This window comes from Eisenbergiella tayi (assembly GCF_001881565.1).
In the GTDB taxonomy this organism is placed as follows: domain Bacteria; phylum Bacillota; class Clostridia; order Lachnospirales; family Lachnospiraceae; genus Eisenbergiella; species Eisenbergiella tayi.
The window spans coordinates 716,548-733,912 of the sequence record NZ_MPDJ01000003.1 but is presented as its reverse complement, the minus strand read 5'-3'; the positions used below and the strand labels follow the sequence as shown (position 1 = coordinate 733,912).

Below are 17,365 nucleotides of genomic sequence, written 5' to 3'. Positions count from 1 at the left end.
TGCGCCAATGCTCCACTGCCCGCCCTTAGCAGCGATGTCTGACGACCAAAGGGAGGAGTTCAGCTGCATTGGCAGCGGAGTGTTGGCACAAAATAGTTAGAAACAGCCTCTTTTTTTGTCTGCCTCTGTCCGGCCATAGAGTATGCCGTCTGGCAATATCCGGGTGATGCCGGGCCGGGAGGGTGAGCCGGGCGAGGGACAGGCTGCGTGCAGGGCGGACGTGGAAATGATACGGGCTCCCCCCACACATATTTTTTTGATTGTTATGCACAAAAGGCTGTCCTAATATCCCATTTTGTGGTACACTTTTACCATACCAAATAACCAAACAGGGGGAATCACTTATGGCAAAAGAAATGATTGCAATGCTTCTTGCCGGCGGCCAGGGCTCCCGACTATACGCCCTGACCCAAAAATTGGCAAAACCTGCTGTCCCTTTTGGCGGAAAATACCGTATTATCGATTTTCCGCTGTCCAACTGCGTTAATTCCGGTATCGATACCGTAGGGATTTTAACGCAGTATCAGCCAATGGTACTCAACGAATACATCGGAAACGGACAGCCCTGGGACCTTGACCGCCTTCATGGAGGGGTACATGTCCTGCCGCCCTATCAGAAGGCCTCCGGCTCCGACTGGTATAAGGGCACAGCCAATGCTATCTATCAGAACATCCCGTTTATCGAACGCTACGATCCGGAATATGTCATCATTCTTTCCGGAGATCAGATCTGTAAGCAGGATTACAGTGATTTTCTGCGTTTTCACAAGGAAAAGGGTGCCGAATTCAGTGTAGCCGTAATGGAAGTCCCCTGGGAGGAAGCCTCCCGTTTCGGTCTCATGGTTGCTGATGAAAACGACAAAATCACCGAGTTCCAGGAAAAACCCAAAAAGCCGAAATCCAATCTGGCCTCCATGGGAATTTACATTTTCAATTGGGATGTGCTCAAAAAGTACCTGATGGAGGATGAAGCGGATCCTGATTCTGAAAACGACTTCGGCAATAATATCATTCCCAGCCTGCTGAGGGACGGACGGGAAATGTACGCCTACCACTTCAGCGGTTACTGGAAGGATGTGGGAACAATCGCTTCTCTCTGGGAAGCCAACATGGAGGTGCTGGATCCGGAGCACAGCGGAATTAATCTTTTTGATGATAACTGGAAAATATACAGCCGGAACAGCGGTATGACCGGCCATAAGATAGCCTCCGGGGCCATTGTTGAGAACTCCATGATCACGGACGGCTGCCGTATCGGCGGACATGTAAAGCATTCGGTTCTGTTTGCCGGCGTTATCGTTGAGCCGGGAGCCAAAGTGGAGGACGCCGTAGTTATGGGCGGGACCGTCATCAAGGCCGGTGCGGTTGTGGAGCACTGCATCATTGCGGAAAATGTGGTAATCGGTGAAAATGCAGTTGTGGGAGCCATGCCTGAAGGTGATTCTGCCGGAGTGGCAACCGTAGGATCCGGGGTATATATCGGTGCCGGGGCAAAAATCGGCCCTGATGCCATGATTGAACAAAATGTAAAGGATGGTGAAGAAGAATGGTAAATTCTAACGCAAATGCACTGGGCATCATTTTCCCCAACGGCTATGATTCACTGGTACCCGAACTGGTTGCAGAGCGCCTGATGGCTTCCATTCCCTTTGCGGGACGTTACCGGATGGTGGATTTTGTTTTATCCAGCATGGTGAACTGCGGTATCGACAATGTTTCCGTTATTGTACGGAAAAATTACCATTCCCTCATGGATCATCTGGGTTCCGGGCGTGCATGGGATTTAACCCGCAAAAACGGCGGCCTGAATATCGTCCCTCCCTTTGCGGAAAAAACGGTAAAGGTTTATAACGGCCGTGTGGAGGCTCTCGCAAGCATTCTGGATTTTCTGAAGGATCAGAAGGAAAAATATGTCATTATGTCAGAGGCCAATATCGCCGCTAATTTCGATTTCAAGGCGATGCTGAATGCCCATATTGAAAGCGGTGCCGATCTGACCCTGGCCTATGCGCAGGAAGAAATTCCAAAGGGACTGATTAAGCCCTTTGATATCAATAAGGATTTGTATTATACGCTGGATATTGAAGACGGACGGGTAAAAGAAATCCAGATCAACCCGGAAACGCCCGGAGTCCAGAATCTGTCCATGAACATTTATATTATGGACAGGGAACTTCTGATCAGCCAGGTCAGCGCTGCATTCGTCAGAGGCCATGTCTATTTCGAACGGGATATTGTGGCTCCCCAGCTGGATAAGCTGAACGTACAGGCATATAAATTCACCGGTTATCTGGCCCGGATCAGCAGTATGAAGAGCTATTTTGATGAAAACATGAAGCTTCTGGATGACGAAAATCTGGATGCCCTCTTCGGAAGCAACCATATTTATACCAAAATCCGTGACGACAATCCCACCCGCTATATGGAAGGAGCCAGGGCCGACAATATTATGGCGGCTGACGGCTGCATTATCGAGGGGGAAGTGGAAAACAGCATCCTTTTCCGAGGCGTAAAAGTAGGAAGAGGCGCCAAAGTGAAAAACTGTGTGCTGATGCAGGATACCGTAATCGAACCCGGAGCGGAGCTGGAATATATCATATCCGATAAGGATGTGACCATCACTGCCGATAAAAAGCTTAAAGGTACGGACAGCTTCCCTGTTTATGTAGCCAAATACCAGGTCGTTTAATATGACGCCTGTCGGAAACTTTCCGTTTTCCGGTCAGTCTCATCCGGTAATGAACTTATTGACCTTTGCACTGCGAGCCTGTGGATTCTGCAGATAAATCTGTTTTTCTATCCGTTTGAAGGCCTGCTCATAAGACAATTTTCCGGCCTTGCGGAAAACCTCCTCTCCAAACAGGTTTTCCGTAAGGCAGAAAACGGTGGATGACCAGCCATATTCTTCCCCGCTGCGGGAACGCTTCCTCGCCCGCCCGCATATGGAAATATAGAAATCCATCTGCAGCTGCGTAAGGGCTTTGTCAAAGCCTGACTTATCCTCTCCCGAAAAACCGCCGTACTGCTTCAGCAAATGAACCGGAAGCTCTTTTTCCTCACTGAGGATATCATAAATCCGCTTTGCCATGAGAGTGACATTGCCTTCTTCATATTCCTCCTGAAGTTCTTTTTTCCCCCGCCGCACCGCCAGAAAATAGGGATACCATTCCTTTGTAATATAGCCGCTTTTACGGAAAAACAGTTTCCCGTAAGCGATATCCGTATACTCGTCCAGAACCCGTATCCGCCATTCCCATGGATCTGTCTCCGGATCCTCTGTGTGCCACGCAATGCTTTCTCTGAAGGCATCGCTCAAAGTAAAGACGCCCTCCCCGTTTTCTCCGCCTATGGTAAATCCCACGGACCGCAGTTCCTGTATAAAATCATTAAAATGATTGATCTCTCTCATCCTGTTCCCTCCCATTATGCTTTAGTGATAGCTATTCCGCGAATCTTTGCACTTATTCTATCATGCAGATACTTTCCGAAGCAATGCCCTGCTATTATGTTATTTCATTTCCGGGAGCCTTCCGTTTCAAATAAGCAGACATCAGTCTGATGTCTGCCCGGCAAACTGCACCGGCTCCACATCCGGTGTCAAAACTTCCATTTTATATTCCGGGAACTGCTCCAGAAGCTCGTCCAGGCAGAGCACCGTGTTATATACCACATCATGGGCAAGGAGAACCACCTTTTTCCTGCCCAGAGTAGTCGTCCTCCCATTGACAACCAGTTCCGCAGGAGTTGTCTTTTCAGCCGCATCCTCCAGGCTGGCATTCCAGTCAAAATAAATATATCCTCTCTCCGTCATTGCCTGTATAATGCCGTCGCTCACTTCCTTATCATAGGAATTGATGCTGCCTCCCGGAAAACGGAACAGCCTGGTTTCCGCCCCTGTCACCTCCAAAACCGTCCGGCGCGCTTCTTCGAAATCTTCCAGGTAGCTGTCCACACTTTGATAAAGGGTATTGTAATCATGGGAATTACAATGGATGCCAATGGCATGCCCTTCCTCCACAATCCTTCTTGCGGTTTCCGGATTCCTTCTCACATTTTCCCCTACCACAAAAAAGGTGGCCTTTATATTTCCCGCCTTCAGGATATCCAGCACCGCATTTGTATTCTCTGCCGAAGGGCCGTCATCAAAGGTGAGGTACAGGGTCCTGGGGTTAAAATACAAATCAATTCCTCTGGCAATCCCTTCTGTCAGCTTATCCTGATAGGCCGGATCCAGCAGTCTGCCCCGTTCCTCCGGATTGGAAAGAAATCCGGTTTCAATAAGACAGGCCGGCATGGCTGTTTTACCTGTCACACAGAAATCAGCGTCATCCCTGATTTCCCGGGCACCCCCTCCTGTCGCGGATACGGCCTCCTGATGCAGCAGCCGGGCCAGACGCCTGCTGTCCCTTGATGCATCCGATCCGTCGTACCAGGTTTCAATTCCCGCGACAGAGGAATCCTCATAAAAGTTCTGGTGGATGCTCACATAAATATCCGCCTGCCAGAAGTTAGCCATTTCCACACGCCTTTCTTTAGCGATATAAGTGTCATCCCCTCTTGCCATTATTACCTGGTATCCCATTTCCTTCAGCCTCGAGCAAAGCCTTTCGGCAATAGCCAGGTTCACATCCTTTTCCGAAATACCGCCCACGGAGCAGCCCGCATCCTCTCCGCCATGCCCCGGATCCACCACAACCACCGGGACTCCCGGCTTCTTTACCGCTTCCCCAAGCAGCATCCCTTTCCCATAAATCCCGCTGTATTTCTCCGTCTCCTTCCAGGCGCTGTCCCCTTCTGCTTTTGCATTTGCCGCGGCCTCCACAGCCTTATCCTCCGTCGCTGCGACAGCGGTCAGGGCCAGAAGCAGGGAAACCGTTCCGATTCCGGCCGTTATCCAGAGCATAAAAATGCCCGGCCATCTTTTTCTCCTCCTTCTCCTGAATCCTCTTCTTCTGCGGGAACCCGAACCCGATAATCCTATGTACATAAATGACTCCTCTCATGCAAAACGCAGGCAGCTCTGATTCACCGCCTCATCTGTAAGCCCTGCCGCGCAAAAAAAGCTCCTGCGCAATCCTAATCGCTTTCATCGATTTCAGATTACACAAGAGCTGCATCAAAAGATCATCATTCCTGCATCAAAGTTGTATCATTTGGAAATTTTTAAAAACAATTCATTAATGCCTTCATAAAACCCTATCGTAACGATCGTTTCCTCATTCCCCATGCCGCTGTATACATATTTTTTAAAATACGGTGTGGATTCCATCAGCGGATTGGCGGCTTCATAAGGCTCCGGATCCGTAAGGCCCATATATCCGCTCCACCTGGCCGCAATCTCATCCGGATCCATATCCTCCCACACCCGGGAGGTGCGGACATAAAATTCATAAATTTTCCCGTCATCCGCGTCAATATAGGCATCGATCAGGCGGTTTTCCTTGTTGGCGTTTTTCTGGCTTGTGGACAGGCTCATTTTCCAGACCGCCACATTATTCTGAGGCTCCGGCACATCAATGGCGGAATACAGGGTGGCGTCATAAGATGCCGCGTCCACCTTCCGCACTCCGTCCGGCAGGATATCCAGCTCCTTCAGCATTTCCAGCCCCTTATTGCAGGCCTCATAAATTTCCTCACTAGTGATTTCCTTCCCGGAAGGCCCTCTGTGATTCACCACAAAAGCATAGGCCCCTTCCAGATCCGGGAAATCCACATTTTCCGCTTCTTTCCTTGTTAAAGCGTTCTGTTCGCTTTCCGGCAGGCTCTGGCTGTTCAGGCATCGGGACAGGATATACAGCTTTTCATTGCTGTTCAATGTATACCGGTAGCCTTCCGACGCGGATTCTACGGTCTGCTCATGGGTTTCATCCAGAATTGCCCGATCCTTATATTTAGCCAGGGCTTCCGGCCCCCATATGGAAAGCGCCATAATCAGAACCACAAACAGCAAAAAGGACAGGTTCCTTACTTTCTTTTTCATTCCTCTTCTCCTCGATCCGGCAGGACAAAGCTGATACAGGAGCCTTTCCCCGGGATACTGTCAATTTCCAGCCTGCTTCCGTGCAGAAGCAGTATCTGCGTGCACAGAGCCAGCCCTAACCCGGCCCCGTTTTTGCTCCGGGAACGGGACTTGTCCACCATATAAAAGGCCTTGATAATATTTTTCTGCTCTTCCTTCGGAATGCCCACTCCCTGATCCTTCACGGAAAAACGGTAGCCGTTTTCCAGCCGGGCGCCGGTAACCTCTATGGGGCTTCCCGGTTCAGAGGCCTTACAGGCATTATCCAGCAGATTTACCAGGACCGACTTGATCAGGTTCGCCTCCGCCCACACCATCCCCGGTTCATAGGAAAAATGGAACTCCATATCCCGGTTGGTGACAAACATATTCTCAAGATAAGTGAACAGCATCTCCGCCGAAACCTTCTGGACATCAATCTTTTCCCTTTTGGTTACAATAATTTCAAGGAGCCGCAGGGACATGGCTTCCAGACGTTTTCCTTCCGTATAAATATAATTGGCCGACATAAAGCTTTTTTCCTCATCCAGCTTCCGGGAACGAAGCATATCCGCATAGCCGATTATGGCGGTAAGGGGAGTTTTCAGTTCATGGGCAAAGGCCGCCACAAAATCCTCCCTCGCCTGGATCTCCTCCTCCAGCTTGCTGATATTATCCTCCAGCACGTTAGCCATCAGGTTAAAATCCATGGTCAGCTGCCCCAGCTCATCATTGCTCACCTGCCTTGCCCGGTAGCTGTAATCTCCGGCGGACATTCTCTTGGTGGCTTTTGTGAGCAGCCGGATAGGCTTGCTGAGGAAGGAGGCGATCAAATGCATGATCACCGTCCCCAGAATCAGCATGATAATCGTAACCCTGCGGTAAACGGAAAAACCCAGGGCTCTTTCCCGGAACACCTCCGACACATCCTTCATGGTTTCCAGATACAGGATCCGGTCCAGTGCATTCACGGTCATCCCGGTCTGGATATAATACCGTTCTTCCCGGCGTATCACCCGGTATGTCCTGGTATTTTCATCTGTCTGCTCCAGAATCCCACCTTCGGCATCAAAACCGCTGCTGATATACAGCACATTTTTATGTTCGTCGGAAACCCGGAGCATACGGCTGGTATCATGTCCGCCGGTTTCCAGGTTGGAGGCGATCTGCTCCACCGTATGATCCTGAAGCACATCGTATTTAGCCGGCACATTCAGGGCCGCCGTTTCAAAAGCAAAGCGCAGGATGCTGCTTTCATCCAAAGCCTGCTTTATCTCCCTGTCCAGGGAGGTTTCAAATACATAATTCACAAAATAAAACCCGCTGAATCCGAACGCCAGCGCCATTACAATCATCGTACACAGCAGCAGCTTTAAGGAAAATTTCATTATGATACCTCTAAGCGGTATCCTACTTTATATACCGCCACCAGACTGTGTTCCCATCCCAGCTTCCTGCGAAGACGCTGCACGTGGAGATCCAGGGTACGGCTGTCGCCGAAATATTCCCCCTCCCAGACCTTTTCATACAACGTTTCCCGGAACAGGGCCACGTTTTTATTCCGGATAAAAAGCACAAGCAGGCCAAACTCCTTGTTGGTCAGTTCCACCGGCTTTCCTGCCTTCGTCACTCTGTGCGCTTCCACATCCACGGACACATCCCCTGCGGTCAGGATCTGATCCGTTTTATTATACCGGCGCAGGACCGCTTCCACCCTGGCGACCAGCTCCACCACATCAAACGGCTTTACCAGGTAATCATCCGCGCCCAGTTTCAGCCCCTTCACCCGATCCCTCACCTCATGCTTTGCCGTGATGAAAATCACAGGAATGCCCATGGGCCTTATGTATTCCATAATGTCATAGCCATCGGCCCCCGGCAGCATGATATCCAGCAAAATCAAATCAAAAGGCTCGCTTTCAATAATATTCAATGCTTCCAGTCCATCCTGTACCGTCCTGCACTGATAACCGGATGCGGACAGGTTCAGATCAATCAAATCGCAAATCGGTTTCTCGTCATCCACTACAAGTATCTTTATCATCTGCGGTCATAAACTCCTTTCAAACGCTCCATCCCCAATAAGCCCGGGCCTTCTGTACCAGCCCCTCCATCGTATCATCCTCGCTGCTTTTATACAGCTTCTTAAACTCCGTATCCTCATAAAACCCGCCGGTCCTCTGGTAATAAATATCATAATCACTGACAATGACCTGCTCGTTGCTGTCACCCTCATAGCTGTAGCGTGCCAGCACCACAATATCCTTCAGCCCGTCTCCGTCTATATCCTTGCAGGTAATTCCCTTCAGCGCATAAAGATTGTCATAGTCCCGCATGGGCTGGAAGCTCCATACAATATATCCCTGCTCATTCACCAGATAAATCATAAACACATCATAGTCAGCCATGCTGTAAATCCCGGGCACCACCCGGAGCCTGCCCATCTTTTCAAAATTCCTCCAGTAGCACAGCTCGGTAAAGATTTCAAACCCATTCTTCAGAAGCTCGTCCTGCGTAGTCGCCGTGTAAAGAAATTCCACGGAATTTCCGCCCCGGACAAAAGAGGTGATAAACCGGATGCTCTTATTCATGCTGAACCGGTTAATCTTGTCCGATATTCTCCAGTCCCGGTAAAAGCCCTGCTCCTTCCGGAACAATACCTCCCCGACCTTGTAATCATCCCTGGAAAAGGCCTTGTTTTCATTTTTACAGGTAGTGATCAGCACAATATCCGTAAGCCCGTCCTCATCCACATCCTGAAAAGAAACCGCCGCGATCCCCTGGTTGGGCTGCCGCAGTTCCCCCTTATTCCGGTTATTCGATTCCAGCTGATCCGTTTTGTATACAATATTCTCATCTTCATCCGCCAGAAAAATAGCCATCCGGTTATAATGGGCGTCCAGGGCGGGAATAAACAAGATCTCCCCATAGGTTTCCAGCGTCACCGGAAACACCTGAGAGCCTATAATATTAAAATCCTGTCCGGGTATATCCGATATCTTCTGTATTGACTCAAACCGCTGCCGGTACTCCTCATATCTTCTCTGCAGTTCCTCCGGACTGTCCCCGGAAGAGGCTTCCACCGAGGCGGGAATCTGTTCACCGAAGAGTGTTGCCCCTGTAAAAAAGAAAGCCATAAGCAAAAGCAGACCTGTTCTGAACAAGCGCCGCCCTATCTTTCTTTTCAATCCGCTTCACCAACCTCCCTGTCCTCCGACGCCTTCTGAATCAGCCGTTCCGTCCCTTCCTCCGTATAAGATAAAAGACGGCCGAACTTCTTTGCGATCTCATAGCTTTTCTGTCTGGTATAGCCGCCGTTTTGAATGACTACCCTCTGCTCTTCCTTCAGTTCAAAGTACGCGTCAAGTACCTCTTTACGGGCATAAAACAAATAATTATATTTCCCTTTGTTCAGTCTCTCCGGAAACAAATCCGTCAGAAAGGCTTCATCCTCCGCATAAAAATAAACTCCATATTTTTCACAAAGCTTCTTTACATCCTTCAGAAAAGAATCCCTCTCCTGCCTGGAATCGCAGGGATGACTCATAGCCAGGGTTTTCACCCCCGCTCCCACCATCTCGCAGAAGCAGTCCATAGCCCCCAAATGATAGGAATACGGATCCACCTTCCGTTCTTCCTCCCCATCCTCTTCATAAACCTCATACTCTTCCTTATCCAAAGACAGCGGAATTCCCGTTTTGCTGCTCACATTCACCCCGCCGTACCACGTACTGTCAACCTCAAAAACATCCCCAACCTGATATTCCGCCGAGAACTCATCATTCTTCCTTACTATCCTTACCCTCTGCTTATCCATCTTCGGACTCCTTATCGCTTTTATAAAACCATTCTAGCACTAAACCACTCCGACAGGCAATTGGTTTTCCGTTTGGCCGGACAAACACTGGCGGGATTTATTAGATGATCTTCCATGAGCGGCACCATCGTCTGATGTGCGGAATATACATAAATATAATAGTGATTCTTTGAGGAGGATTTTTATGTGTACTGCGATGACGCTGGAAACGGCGCAGGGGGAAGTGTATCTGGGGAGGACCATGGATTTTTCCGTCACTTTGGATCCGAGCCTTTATTTTGTTCCAAAGGGGTATCGGTGGGGGAATCTGGCTGCTACGCATACGGTCCGGAACCAATATAGTTTTATTGCGGTGGGGCAGGATGCTTCTCCGGTTGTTTTTGTGGATGGGGTGAATGAAAAAGGATTCGGGGCGGCAGTTTTGTATTTTCCGGGTTATGCATATTATGATCCTCTTGATTCCGGGCAGGATACGAGGCCGCCCATAGCCTCGATTGAGCTTATGCATTTTCTTCTGAGTCAGTGTACGGATGTGGATGACGCGGCAGAGATTCTTCGTACGATCCGGATCGTGGGGATGGAGGATCCTGTTACCGAATCGGTTGCGCCGCTTCATTGGATCATGGCGGATAAAAGCGGCAGGTGTGCGGTCATTGAGAAGACAAAAGAAGGACTGTTCGTAATGGATAACCCGATAGGGATCCTTACGAACAGCCCGGATTTTTCGTGGCAGATAACTAATCTGAGAAATTATAGCAACCTTTCACCCTGGCAGATGCAGGATAAAAAATGGTGCGGGATACAGCTGCCTCCTTTCGGGCAGGGAGCAGGCGGCTTTGGGCTGCCGGGTGACTATTCTCCTCCGTCGCGTTTCGTGAGAACGGCTTTCCAAAAAAGTCATGCGGATTCATGTTCCACTCCGGATGAGGCTGTCATCACAGGGTTCCATCTTATGGAAAATGTCAGCATTCCGAAAGGGGTGGTCATGACGGACAGGAATACAGCGGATTTCACTCAATACACCGCCTTCATCAGACTGTCCACTCAGGAATACTTTTTCACTACCTATAATAACAGGCAGATCACACGGGCAGCCATGCCCGGCATCCGGGAGGAGGAGCCTGCAATCCGCTCTCTTGGGAAGCTGATACGGCCGATTACGTTTGACGAGTTTCCGGGGTAGTTTTCATAAGACTTCCCTTTTTCGGCTGCCGGGAGAGGATAAACACATGTGACGGACAGGACTTCCTACCTTAATTTAGGCAATATATCACTCAGTATCCCTACGGCCTGGTTCAGTCTCATGATATCTTCTTCCGTCAGCTGTTCTTCCAGGCTTTCTATGAAGGCCCTGTTTTTTGTGTAATAGGAATCCAGATAGGTTACTGCTTTGGGCGTCAGACGGATACAGACGGATCTGCGATCCTCCGCATGCTGCACCCGCTCCACAAATTCGCATTCGCACAGCTTGTCCACCAATTTCGTGACCTGCTGCTTGGGAACCTTCAGTTCATGGGCCAGTTCCGTCATAGTCGCCAGCCCCCGCATCCGGAGTGTCTGAAGGCAGTAATAGGTTTCCAGGCTCATCTCCCCGTTCAGCTTTTCCTTGAAAGGCCGTACCAATCTGGAATGCCAGTCCGGCATTACCTGCAAAAGCTTATATACAAACATTTCCGCACCCTTCTCTGATTTCATCCTTTCATTCTCCCCATCCTTTTCTTCCCGTTGACAAAAAATAAGGGAAGTGCTATTCTAGTAAATTAGTAAATAAAACATGACTATCATCAATCTATGATCGTTTCTTTCGATTATACAGGAATTTCTTTTTCTGTCAATCCTCTGAAAGATGTTGATTTATGAAAGAAAGGCGGTAATTCATGAGTACCATACGAAAAATCGGAGAAAAAATAAAGTCTGGCTTTCGCTTCAATACGCTGAGCTTTCTCTTTATTCTTGTTTATATTAATTTTTTTACCTTCCTCTTCGGGCAGGAAAATTCCATTGTAGCCGTTATTTTTACCATTATGATGTCCGCCTCCATGGTGCGCGATCTGACCGCCACGCCTGTGAGGCATCTGTGTATCCAGTCACTGGTTCTGGTATGGATGGCGCTGGCAGCCTTCTGGGTAAATACCCTGCCGGTTCCTCTGGCATTTATCATCCATTTTATCACGCTCCTGCTGATATTGTATTCCTTCACCTACGAATACTCCAGCAATATGTATTTCCCTTATATTTTATCCTATCTGTTCCTGATTTTCCTCGCTCCCATAAGCGCGCAGCAGCTTCCTAAAAGAATATGGGGCATGCTTTTCGGAGCGGCTTCCATTCTGCTGTATCAGTGGTTTATGGGACGGAACCGGGTGGCGGAAACCGCCAGGGATGTGTTGTGTGAAATGACGGATGAGATTCGGAATTATATTGCCTTCCGGCTGAAGGAACAGTCCGAGCCGCCGAGGCCTTCCGGCATACGCAGCAAGCTTTACAGTCTGAGCCGGACGATATATGATCGCAGAAAAAAGGCTCTCTGTATCAGTGATGCCGGTTTTTCCATGTTTTCAGCCGGCTGCGGCCTTGAGCATCTGCTGTTTCTTCTGCATGAGCTCCCGGAAAGGCTTTCCGGTGAAGAGGAACAGCTTCTGGCCGGAATGTCAGACTGTCTGGAAAAATACCAGGCCTTTCTCCGTCAGGAATCCGGGGAGCTGCCCCCGCCCTCCTGTTCTTCTCTTTCCGGAGCGGAAGGGGAACACACACAGGCGCTTACTGAATGCCTGAATAATATTTACGCCAGCCTTTGCCATATGACGGATCCCCAGGAAAAAAAGCATTATCACAGAACGCTTCTTTCCCTGAAGCTGCAGCTGACAGCCGTGTTGGACATAAGCCCTGTGAGAATTGTCTATGCGCTTCGAACCGCCCTGCTTCTGGCCTGCGCCACCCTGCTTGTTCAGCAGCTGGCGCTGCCCCATGGCAAATGGCTTTTGTTCACGCTGGCCTCCCTGTCCCTTCCTTACGCGGACGATGTGCCGGCAAAGACGAAAAAAAGGATCAGCGCCACCCTCATAGGAGGGCTTGTATCCGTTATCATTTATTCCCTCGTTCCTTCTGCCACAGGACGCACTGCCGCCATGATGCTCTCCGGTTATCTTTCTTTTTATTTTACAGACTACCGGGAAACCTACGCCTGCTCTACTGTGGGCGCCCTGGGAGGCGCTGTTTTCATGGAGGCCTTCCGTTTTCCTGATATAGCAGGCATTTTTGTCATCCGCCTGGGCTATATTCTGGCCGGCGCAGCAGTCGCATGGCTTGTCAACTGCCTTATTTTCCCGTACAGCCGGGCCAGGGCCACCAGGCAGCTTTGGACAAAATACAAAACCATTACCGAACATCTGGTGAAAACAGGGAATCCGGCTACAGGTGATCCCCAGCTCTATTATAACCTGCTTATCCGCTCCTGTATGATCGAGGATAAGCTCCTCCAAAACGGGGAGCTGGAAAAATGGGAGGAACTTCCGCGGCTGCTCGGCCAGTACCGGAAACAGCTTTATCAGTTGAGCAGATCCTGATATATTTCCAGATCGGAATCTTTAAATACATTAAATACGATCTTCGTCATACGGGTATCCTTTTCCAAAAACTCTCTCACCGTTTTTACCGCGATTTCAGCCGCCGGACGGTTGGGAAAATGAAAGACTCCCGTTGAAATGCAGCAGAAGGCAACGCTTGTGATTCCGTTGGCCGCCGCCGTTTCCAGGCAGGAGCGGTAACAGGAGGCAAGAAGGTTTCTGTCTTCTTCACTCACCCGCCCCTGTATTACAGGCCCTACCGTATGAAGTACATAGGAACAGGGAAGATTATAGGCACGGGTCAGCTTCGCGCGCCCGACAGGCTCTTCATGCCCCTGCCTGTTCATCAGGGCGTCACATTCCAGGCGGAGCTGAATCCCTGCAAAGCTGTGAATCGCGTTGTCAATACAGGCATGGCAGGGAATGAAACAGCCTATTAACGCGCTGTTTGCCGCATTTACTATGGCGCCGATTTTTAATGCGGTAATATCGCCCTTCCACAGAGAAATACGCCCATCCGCCTTCACCCCGGGCAGAGTCATTCCGTCGCATATTCCCCGGAGCCGGGACTCTTCCCGGAGATATTCGTCCTGTATCTGCAGGAAAGCTTCCGAAACCGGCTTCGGAGGCCGGACGTTCATCAGGGAACGCAGCAGTTTTTTTTGTTCTTCCGGTGTTTCCGGGATTGTGAGTGCGCCATATTCCGGCATATCTGCCTGAAGCTCTTTAATCAGCCAGCATCTTTTTTCCGTCTGATTCATTGTCTTTCTCTCCTTCCTTCAAAACCTCCGAAATCACCTTACCGATATCCTCGTTTATACACATAGAACGTTCCCTGATTTCTTCGGGAGCCAGGGCTTCCCCCAGATTAATGCAGACATATAACGCCCGGGGATTCTGCCATGTCAGCTGCCAGAAGGGATATTTAATGATCCCCGGCGTATTCTTCCCCACGCCCAGTTCCAGGAACAGAACCCTTTTCCCGCTGTTTTCCCGGATAAAGCGTTCATACCCTTCTGCCGCATGATGCCATGCCTCATCCTCCACAAAAAAACTGTCACACCGCAGATTCACCTCCATATCTCCCCCGCATACCGGACATTTGGGAACCAGTTCGGAAGGGATACGGCAGTTTTTCTGCCGGGCGAGCATGGCGCGCACCTGCTTTTCATTATTATACAGCTTTTTGTGGCATGCTTTTTTACATTGAAACAGGCCATAATCCCCCTGTACGGCAAAAATCCGGGATTCCTCAAAACCGGCAAGGCTGAACTGGTGATCCACATTCGTAGTGATAACGAAATAATTTCTTTCCTTTACAAGGGAAAGCAGCTGCGTATATGCCGTACCGGCGGGCTGGTCATAACGATTGTAATAAATGTGCCTGCTCCAATAGGCCCATTTTTCCTCCTGCGACGCAAAAGGATAAAAACCGGCCGAATACATATCCGTCATTCCATATTTTTCAATAAACTCCCGGAAATGCTCCTCAAAACGCTTTCCGGAATATGTGAAGCCCGCCGCTGCGGACAGCCCGCTGCCCGCACCGATAACGACTGCTTCCGCCTGTTCCAGGCATCTGTGAAGCTCCTTCACCGACTCTGTCACAGCATCCTGCTTTCTTGTCTCTGTCATACAATACCTCCCGGTTCTTATGCAATTGGCTTATGCAATTGCAATACTCTGGGGACTTGTTTTTATCCTCTTTAAAATATATAATAGAGCAGTACATACTATAAGGCATATACATCCGACAATATACTAAAGGAGGTCCCTATCATGGAAAACATGAAAAAAATCCCTGACTGCCCTGTGGAAATGACCCTGCAGCTTATTGGTGATAAATGGAAGGTTCTCATCATCCGCGACCTGCTCTCCGGCACCAAACGTTTCAGTGAATTGATGCGTTCCGTTACCGGAATTACACAGAAGGTACTCACCAGCCATCTTCGTTCCATGGAGGCCGCCGGGCTGCTCACCCGCAAAATATATCCGGAAGTTCCCCCTAAAGTAGAATACACGCTTACCGAAACAGGCTACAGCCTGAAACCCATTATGGATTCCATGGTGGACTGGGGAACCTGGTATAAAAATCATATCGCATCCGCTTCTCCGGAAGAAGATTAGATTCTTCCGGAGGCGAATACCCGATGCCGCCTTGTTCAGACAGACACCAGGCTGCTGCTGTCAGAATTCATACGGCGGATTTCCTGAGAAATCCGCGATGAGCCCATGCGGATCCTCCAGATAAAACACTTCAAAAATCGGATTGTCGGCGGTTTTATACTGCCCTTTTACAATCGGATTATCCATACAGGCTTCCTTTACCTGCATATCATTTTCAAATACCGCTTTCCCGTGTACTCTGATCCATGCATAGGAAGAGTCGGAAACACAGACTTCAATCTCAGGATTGGCCTGCATGTCTTTATAAACGTCTTTCTGGCTGTTCGTACAAAACCACAGTCTGCCTTCCTTTTCAAAACAGAACATAAACGGACGGCATTTTGCCTTTCCGTCCCTTCCTACGGTCGCGAGGTACTGTACCGGATTTGCCTTAAAAAATTCAACTGCTCTATTCATTATTTTCTGCCCTTTCTCATACTTATACTGTCTGTTATGCATCCGTTATCGGAATGCAGTTATCCATGCCGCGTCCGGCATGGCTGAGAGAACCGGCCGTTCCTTATACCCGAATTATAGGCCGGATGGATAAGAGGCGCAAGAACGTACCTGAAAGTGGTATAAGTACCAAAAAGTAAGATAGGTACCAAAAAGTAATATAAGTATCCAAAAGCAGCATAGGCACCGGAAAGTAACCATACGGATTTATCTTACTTCACTGCGGCATCTGTTTATCTCTTTATAGCTGTGTCCTCCACTCCTTCCTGAACTTTGCCGGCGTAACATGCTCCCGGTCTTTGAAAAGGCAGATAAAATGGGAGGTCTGATTCACACCGCAGGCATAGGCGATTTCATTGACGGAAAGGTCTGAATATTTCAGAAGCTCCTTTGCATAGGACAGGCGTAGTTCAATCTGATATTCATGGGGCGAGATTCCCACATAACGGCTGAACTCCTTGATCAGGCAGAATTTATCCATGTGCAGCATATCCGCAAGCTCCTGAAGCATTACCTTTTCCCGGAAATGCTGTTCCAGATATTTTTCCGCGGCTCTGATTCCTGACGGAATGAGAATGGCCTGCCTGCCCTCTGTGGTATTCCGGGCGATCAATTCTGTAAGAAGCGTCCCGATCAGGCCTCCGGTGCGCACTTCCGTAGTCAGCTCCCTCTTCCGGTTTATGGACAGGATCTCCCTGAACAGCCCTTCCGTCCGTTCCTTCTGTCCGATATCCAGTATACGGAAGCCGTTCTTAACAAATTCCTCATAATATCCCAGTGCATTTCCCCCATTGAAATGCAGCCACAGGAATTCCCAGTTTTTGCCTTTTACCGTATGGTATTCATGGTGTTTCATACAATGGATAAAAAAACAGGTTCCCTCCGTCACCTCATACTCCTGCCCTTCATAACTTAAACGCCCTTCTCCCGATAAGGTATAGAGTACCAGAAAGGAATTCAGACTGGCCCTCTCCGTAAAATACGGCCACACCGTTTTGAAATATCCGGCTTCCTGCATATAAAAATAAAGGCTCCTTGCCGTCATACTGGGTGTGGCAAACAGCCTGACCGAATCCTCCGACCATGTGTAAGAGGCTCTTTCCAGATAATGTTCTTCCTTTTTCATTTTGTCTGCTCCATATAGGTTATCGTACACCGCCGCCCCGTGTTTCCCGGCTTCTTCCGGCCGTGTTTCCTTCCCTGCGGGGCTATGTACCCTGCAAAGGCCTTCTAAAAACGCCGGTCCTTAGATTGCGTCCTCTGCAATCTTAGTACCGCTGCGTTTTTAGCAGAGCGAAAGCGTGCCTGCGCAGGGTACATAGCCCCGCAGGGAAGGAAACACGGCCGGAAGAAGCCGGGAAA

Annotated in this window: 17 protein-coding genes; 5 read left to right on the top strand and 12 right to left on the bottom strand. The window is 49.4% G+C overall.

The features are described from left to right. The first annotated feature begins 344 nt into the window (after nucleotides 1-344). Together BLA28_RS14585 and glgD are read left to right on the top strand one after the other, a co-directional pair. Entirely contained in the window at nucleotides 345-1,553 is a 1,209-nt protein-coding gene (locus tag BLA28_RS14585) for a glucose-1-phosphate adenylyltransferase (protein WP_044971695.1), read from the top strand. Next, nucleotides 1,547-2,689, top strand: coding sequence for a glucose-1-phosphate adenylyltransferase subunit GlgD (gene glgD, locus BLA28_RS14580; protein ID WP_069158479.1), 1,143 nt, complete (start codon nucleotides 1,547-1,549; stop codon nucleotides 2,687-2,689). The genes BLA28_RS14585 and glgD overlap by 7 nt, the downstream gene beginning before the upstream one ends. Before the next feature lie 39 nt (nucleotides 2,690-2,728). Here the strand turns inward: glgD and BLA28_RS14575 are convergent, their stop codons facing one another. The 7 genes from BLA28_RS14575 to BLA28_RS14545 all read right to left on the bottom strand — a co-directional run bounded on the left by BLA28_RS14575 (nucleotide 2,729) and on the right by BLA28_RS14545 (nucleotide 9,815). Beyond that, nucleotides 2,729-3,409: an AlkZ-related protein gene (locus tag BLA28_RS14575; protein WP_069158480.1), complete on the bottom strand. Its 681-nt coding sequence runs from the start codon at nucleotides 3,407-3,409 to the stop codon at nucleotides 2,729-2,731. Nucleotides 3,410-3,550: 141 nt separating this feature from the next. Further along, complete coding sequence (locus BLA28_RS14570; RefSeq protein WP_069158481.1) at nucleotides 3,551-4,987, bottom strand: N-acetylmuramoyl-L-alanine amidase; 1,437 nt, start codon at nucleotides 4,985-4,987, stop codon at nucleotides 3,551-3,553. Between the two features lie 162 nt (nucleotides 4,988-5,149). After that, nucleotides 5,150-5,980, bottom strand: a complete 831-nt coding sequence (locus BLA28_RS14565; protein ID WP_009250301.1) for a hypothetical protein — start codon at nucleotides 5,978-5,980, stop codon at nucleotides 5,150-5,152. Then, a complete protein-coding gene (locus BLA28_RS14560) occupies nucleotides 5,977-7,386 on the bottom strand; it encodes a sensor histidine kinase (protein WP_069158482.1) in 1,410 nt (469 codons plus the stop codon). Before BLA28_RS14560 ends, BLA28_RS14565 begins: the two co-directional genes overlap by 4 nt. Continuing rightward, complete coding sequence (locus BLA28_RS14555; protein ID WP_009250303.1) at nucleotides 7,386-8,042, bottom strand: response regulator transcription factor; 657 nt, start codon at nucleotides 8,040-8,042, stop codon at nucleotides 7,386-7,388. The genes BLA28_RS14560 and BLA28_RS14555 overlap by 1 nt, the downstream gene beginning before the upstream one ends. A gap of 19 nt (nucleotides 8,043-8,061) precedes the next feature. Next, nucleotides 8,062-9,186 carry a VCBS repeat-containing protein gene (locus BLA28_RS14550; RefSeq protein WP_242878304.1) on the bottom strand — a complete coding sequence of 375 codons (1,125 nt, stop codon included), beginning with the start codon at nucleotides 9,184-9,186 and terminating at the stop codon, nucleotides 8,062-8,064. Further along, on the bottom strand, nucleotides 9,183-9,815 hold the full coding sequence (locus tag BLA28_RS14545) for a hypothetical protein (RefSeq protein WP_009250305.1): 633 nt from the start codon (nucleotides 9,813-9,815) through the stop codon (nucleotides 9,183-9,185). Before BLA28_RS14545 ends, BLA28_RS14550 begins: the two co-directional genes overlap by 4 nt. 184 nt (nucleotides 9,816-9,999) lie before the next feature. On the opposite strand from BLA28_RS14545, the gene BLA28_RS14540 reads away from it, so the two are divergent. Continuing rightward, a complete protein-coding gene (locus tag BLA28_RS14540) occupies nucleotides 10,000-10,998 on the top strand; it encodes a linear amide C-N hydrolase (RefSeq protein WP_069158483.1) in 999 nt (332 codons plus the stop codon). A gap of 65 nt (nucleotides 10,999-11,063) precedes the next feature. Here the strand turns inward: BLA28_RS14540 and BLA28_RS14535 are convergent, their stop codons facing one another. Continuing rightward, on the bottom strand, nucleotides 11,064-11,510 hold the full coding sequence (locus BLA28_RS14535) for a MarR family winged helix-turn-helix transcriptional regulator (RefSeq protein WP_044969853.1): 447 nt from the start codon (nucleotides 11,508-11,510) through the stop codon (nucleotides 11,064-11,066). A 182-nt stretch (nucleotides 11,511-11,692) separates the two neighbouring features. On the opposite strand from BLA28_RS14535, the gene BLA28_RS14530 reads away from it, so the two are divergent. Next, the gene (locus tag BLA28_RS14530; protein ID WP_069158484.1) at nucleotides 11,693-13,381 is read left to right on the top strand and encodes an FUSC family protein; all 1,689 of its coding nucleotides are present in this window, start codon (nucleotides 11,693-11,695) and stop codon (nucleotides 13,379-13,381) included. On the opposite strand, the gene BLA28_RS14525 is transcribed toward BLA28_RS14530, so the two are convergent. Together BLA28_RS14525 and BLA28_RS14520 are read right to left on the bottom strand one after the other, a co-directional pair. Continuing rightward, on the bottom strand, nucleotides 13,363-14,142 hold the full coding sequence (locus tag BLA28_RS14525) for a protein-ADP-ribose hydrolase (protein ID WP_069158485.1): 780 nt from the start codon (nucleotides 14,140-14,142) through the stop codon (nucleotides 13,363-13,365). The genes BLA28_RS14530 and BLA28_RS14525 overlap by 19 nt on opposite strands. Then, a complete protein-coding gene (locus BLA28_RS14520; RefSeq protein WP_069158486.1) occupies nucleotides 14,108-15,016 on the bottom strand; it encodes an SIR2 family NAD-dependent protein deacylase in 909 nt (302 codons plus the stop codon). Before BLA28_RS14520 ends, BLA28_RS14525 begins: the two co-directional genes overlap by 35 nt. A 144-nt stretch (nucleotides 15,017-15,160) precedes the next feature. On the opposite strand from BLA28_RS14520, the gene BLA28_RS14515 reads away from it, so the two are divergent. Continuing rightward, nucleotides 15,161-15,508: a winged helix-turn-helix transcriptional regulator gene (locus BLA28_RS14515; protein WP_069154563.1), complete on the top strand. Its 348-nt coding sequence runs from the start codon at nucleotides 15,161-15,163 to the stop codon at nucleotides 15,506-15,508. Between the two features lie 60 nt (nucleotides 15,509-15,568). On the opposite strand, the gene BLA28_RS14510 is transcribed toward BLA28_RS14515, so the two are convergent. Then, on the bottom strand, nucleotides 15,569-15,964 hold the full coding sequence (locus BLA28_RS14510) for a pyridoxamine 5'-phosphate oxidase family protein (RefSeq protein WP_069158487.1): 396 nt from the start codon (nucleotides 15,962-15,964) through the stop codon (nucleotides 15,569-15,571). A 280-nt stretch (nucleotides 15,965-16,244) separates the two neighbouring features. Next, nucleotides 16,245-17,129 (bottom strand): helix-turn-helix transcriptional regulator, encoded by an 885-nt coding sequence (locus BLA28_RS14505; protein WP_069158488.1) that lies wholly within the window; start codon nucleotides 17,127-17,129, stop codon nucleotides 16,245-16,247. Nucleotides 17,130-17,365 lie beyond the last annotated feature (236 nt).

Coding starts and splice junctions, on each gene's coding strand:
- BLA28_RS14585 (WP_044971695.1), top strand. CDS start 345: ATGGCAAAAGAAATGATTGCAATGCTTCTTGCCGGCGGCCAGGGCTCC.
- glgD (WP_069158479.1), top strand. CDS start 1,547: ATGGTAAATTCTAACGCAAATGCACTGGGCATCATTTTCCCCAACGGC.
- BLA28_RS14575 (WP_069158480.1), bottom strand. CDS start 3,409: ATGAGAGAGATCAATCATTTTAATGATTTTATACAGGAACTGCGGTCC.
- BLA28_RS14570 (WP_069158481.1), bottom strand. CDS start 4,987: ATGTACATAGGATTATCGGGTTCGGGTTCCCGCAGAAGAAGAGGATTC.
- BLA28_RS14565 (WP_009250301.1), bottom strand. CDS start 5,980: ATGAAAAAGAAAGTAAGGAACCTGTCCTTTTTGCTGTTTGTGGTTCTG.
- BLA28_RS14560 (WP_069158482.1), bottom strand. CDS start 7,386: ATGAAATTTTCCTTAAAGCTGCTGCTGTGTACGATGATTGTAATGGCG.
- BLA28_RS14555 (WP_009250303.1), bottom strand. CDS start 8,042: ATGATAAAGATACTTGTAGTGGATGACGAGAAACCGATTTGCGATTTG.
- BLA28_RS14545 (WP_009250305.1), bottom strand. CDS start 9,815: ATGGATAAGCAGAGGGTAAGGATAGTAAGGAAGAATGATGAGTTCTCG.
- BLA28_RS14540 (WP_069158483.1), top strand. CDS start 10,000: ATGTGTACTGCGATGACGCTGGAAACGGCGCAGGGGGAAGTGTATCTG.
- BLA28_RS14535 (WP_044969853.1), bottom strand. CDS start 11,510: ATGAAATCAGAGAAGGGTGCGGAAATGTTTGTATATAAGCTTTTGCAG.
- BLA28_RS14530 (WP_069158484.1), top strand. CDS start 11,693: ATGAGTACCATACGAAAAATCGGAGAAAAAATAAAGTCTGGCTTTCGC.
- BLA28_RS14525 (WP_069158485.1), bottom strand. CDS start 14,142: ATGAATCAGACGGAAAAAAGATGCTGGCTGATTAAAGAGCTTCAGGCA.
- BLA28_RS14520 (WP_069158486.1), bottom strand. CDS start 15,016: ATGACAGAGACAAGAAAGCAGGATGCTGTGACAGAGTCGGTGAAGGAG.
- BLA28_RS14515 (WP_069154563.1), top strand. CDS start 15,161: ATGGAAAACATGAAAAAAATCCCTGACTGCCCTGTGGAAATGACCCTG.
- BLA28_RS14510 (WP_069158487.1), bottom strand. CDS start 15,964: ATGAATAGAGCAGTTGAATTTTTTAAGGCAAATCCGGTACAGTACCTC.
- BLA28_RS14505 (WP_069158488.1), bottom strand. CDS start 17,129: ATGAAAAAGGAAGAACATTATCTGGAAAGAGCCTCTTACACATGGTCG.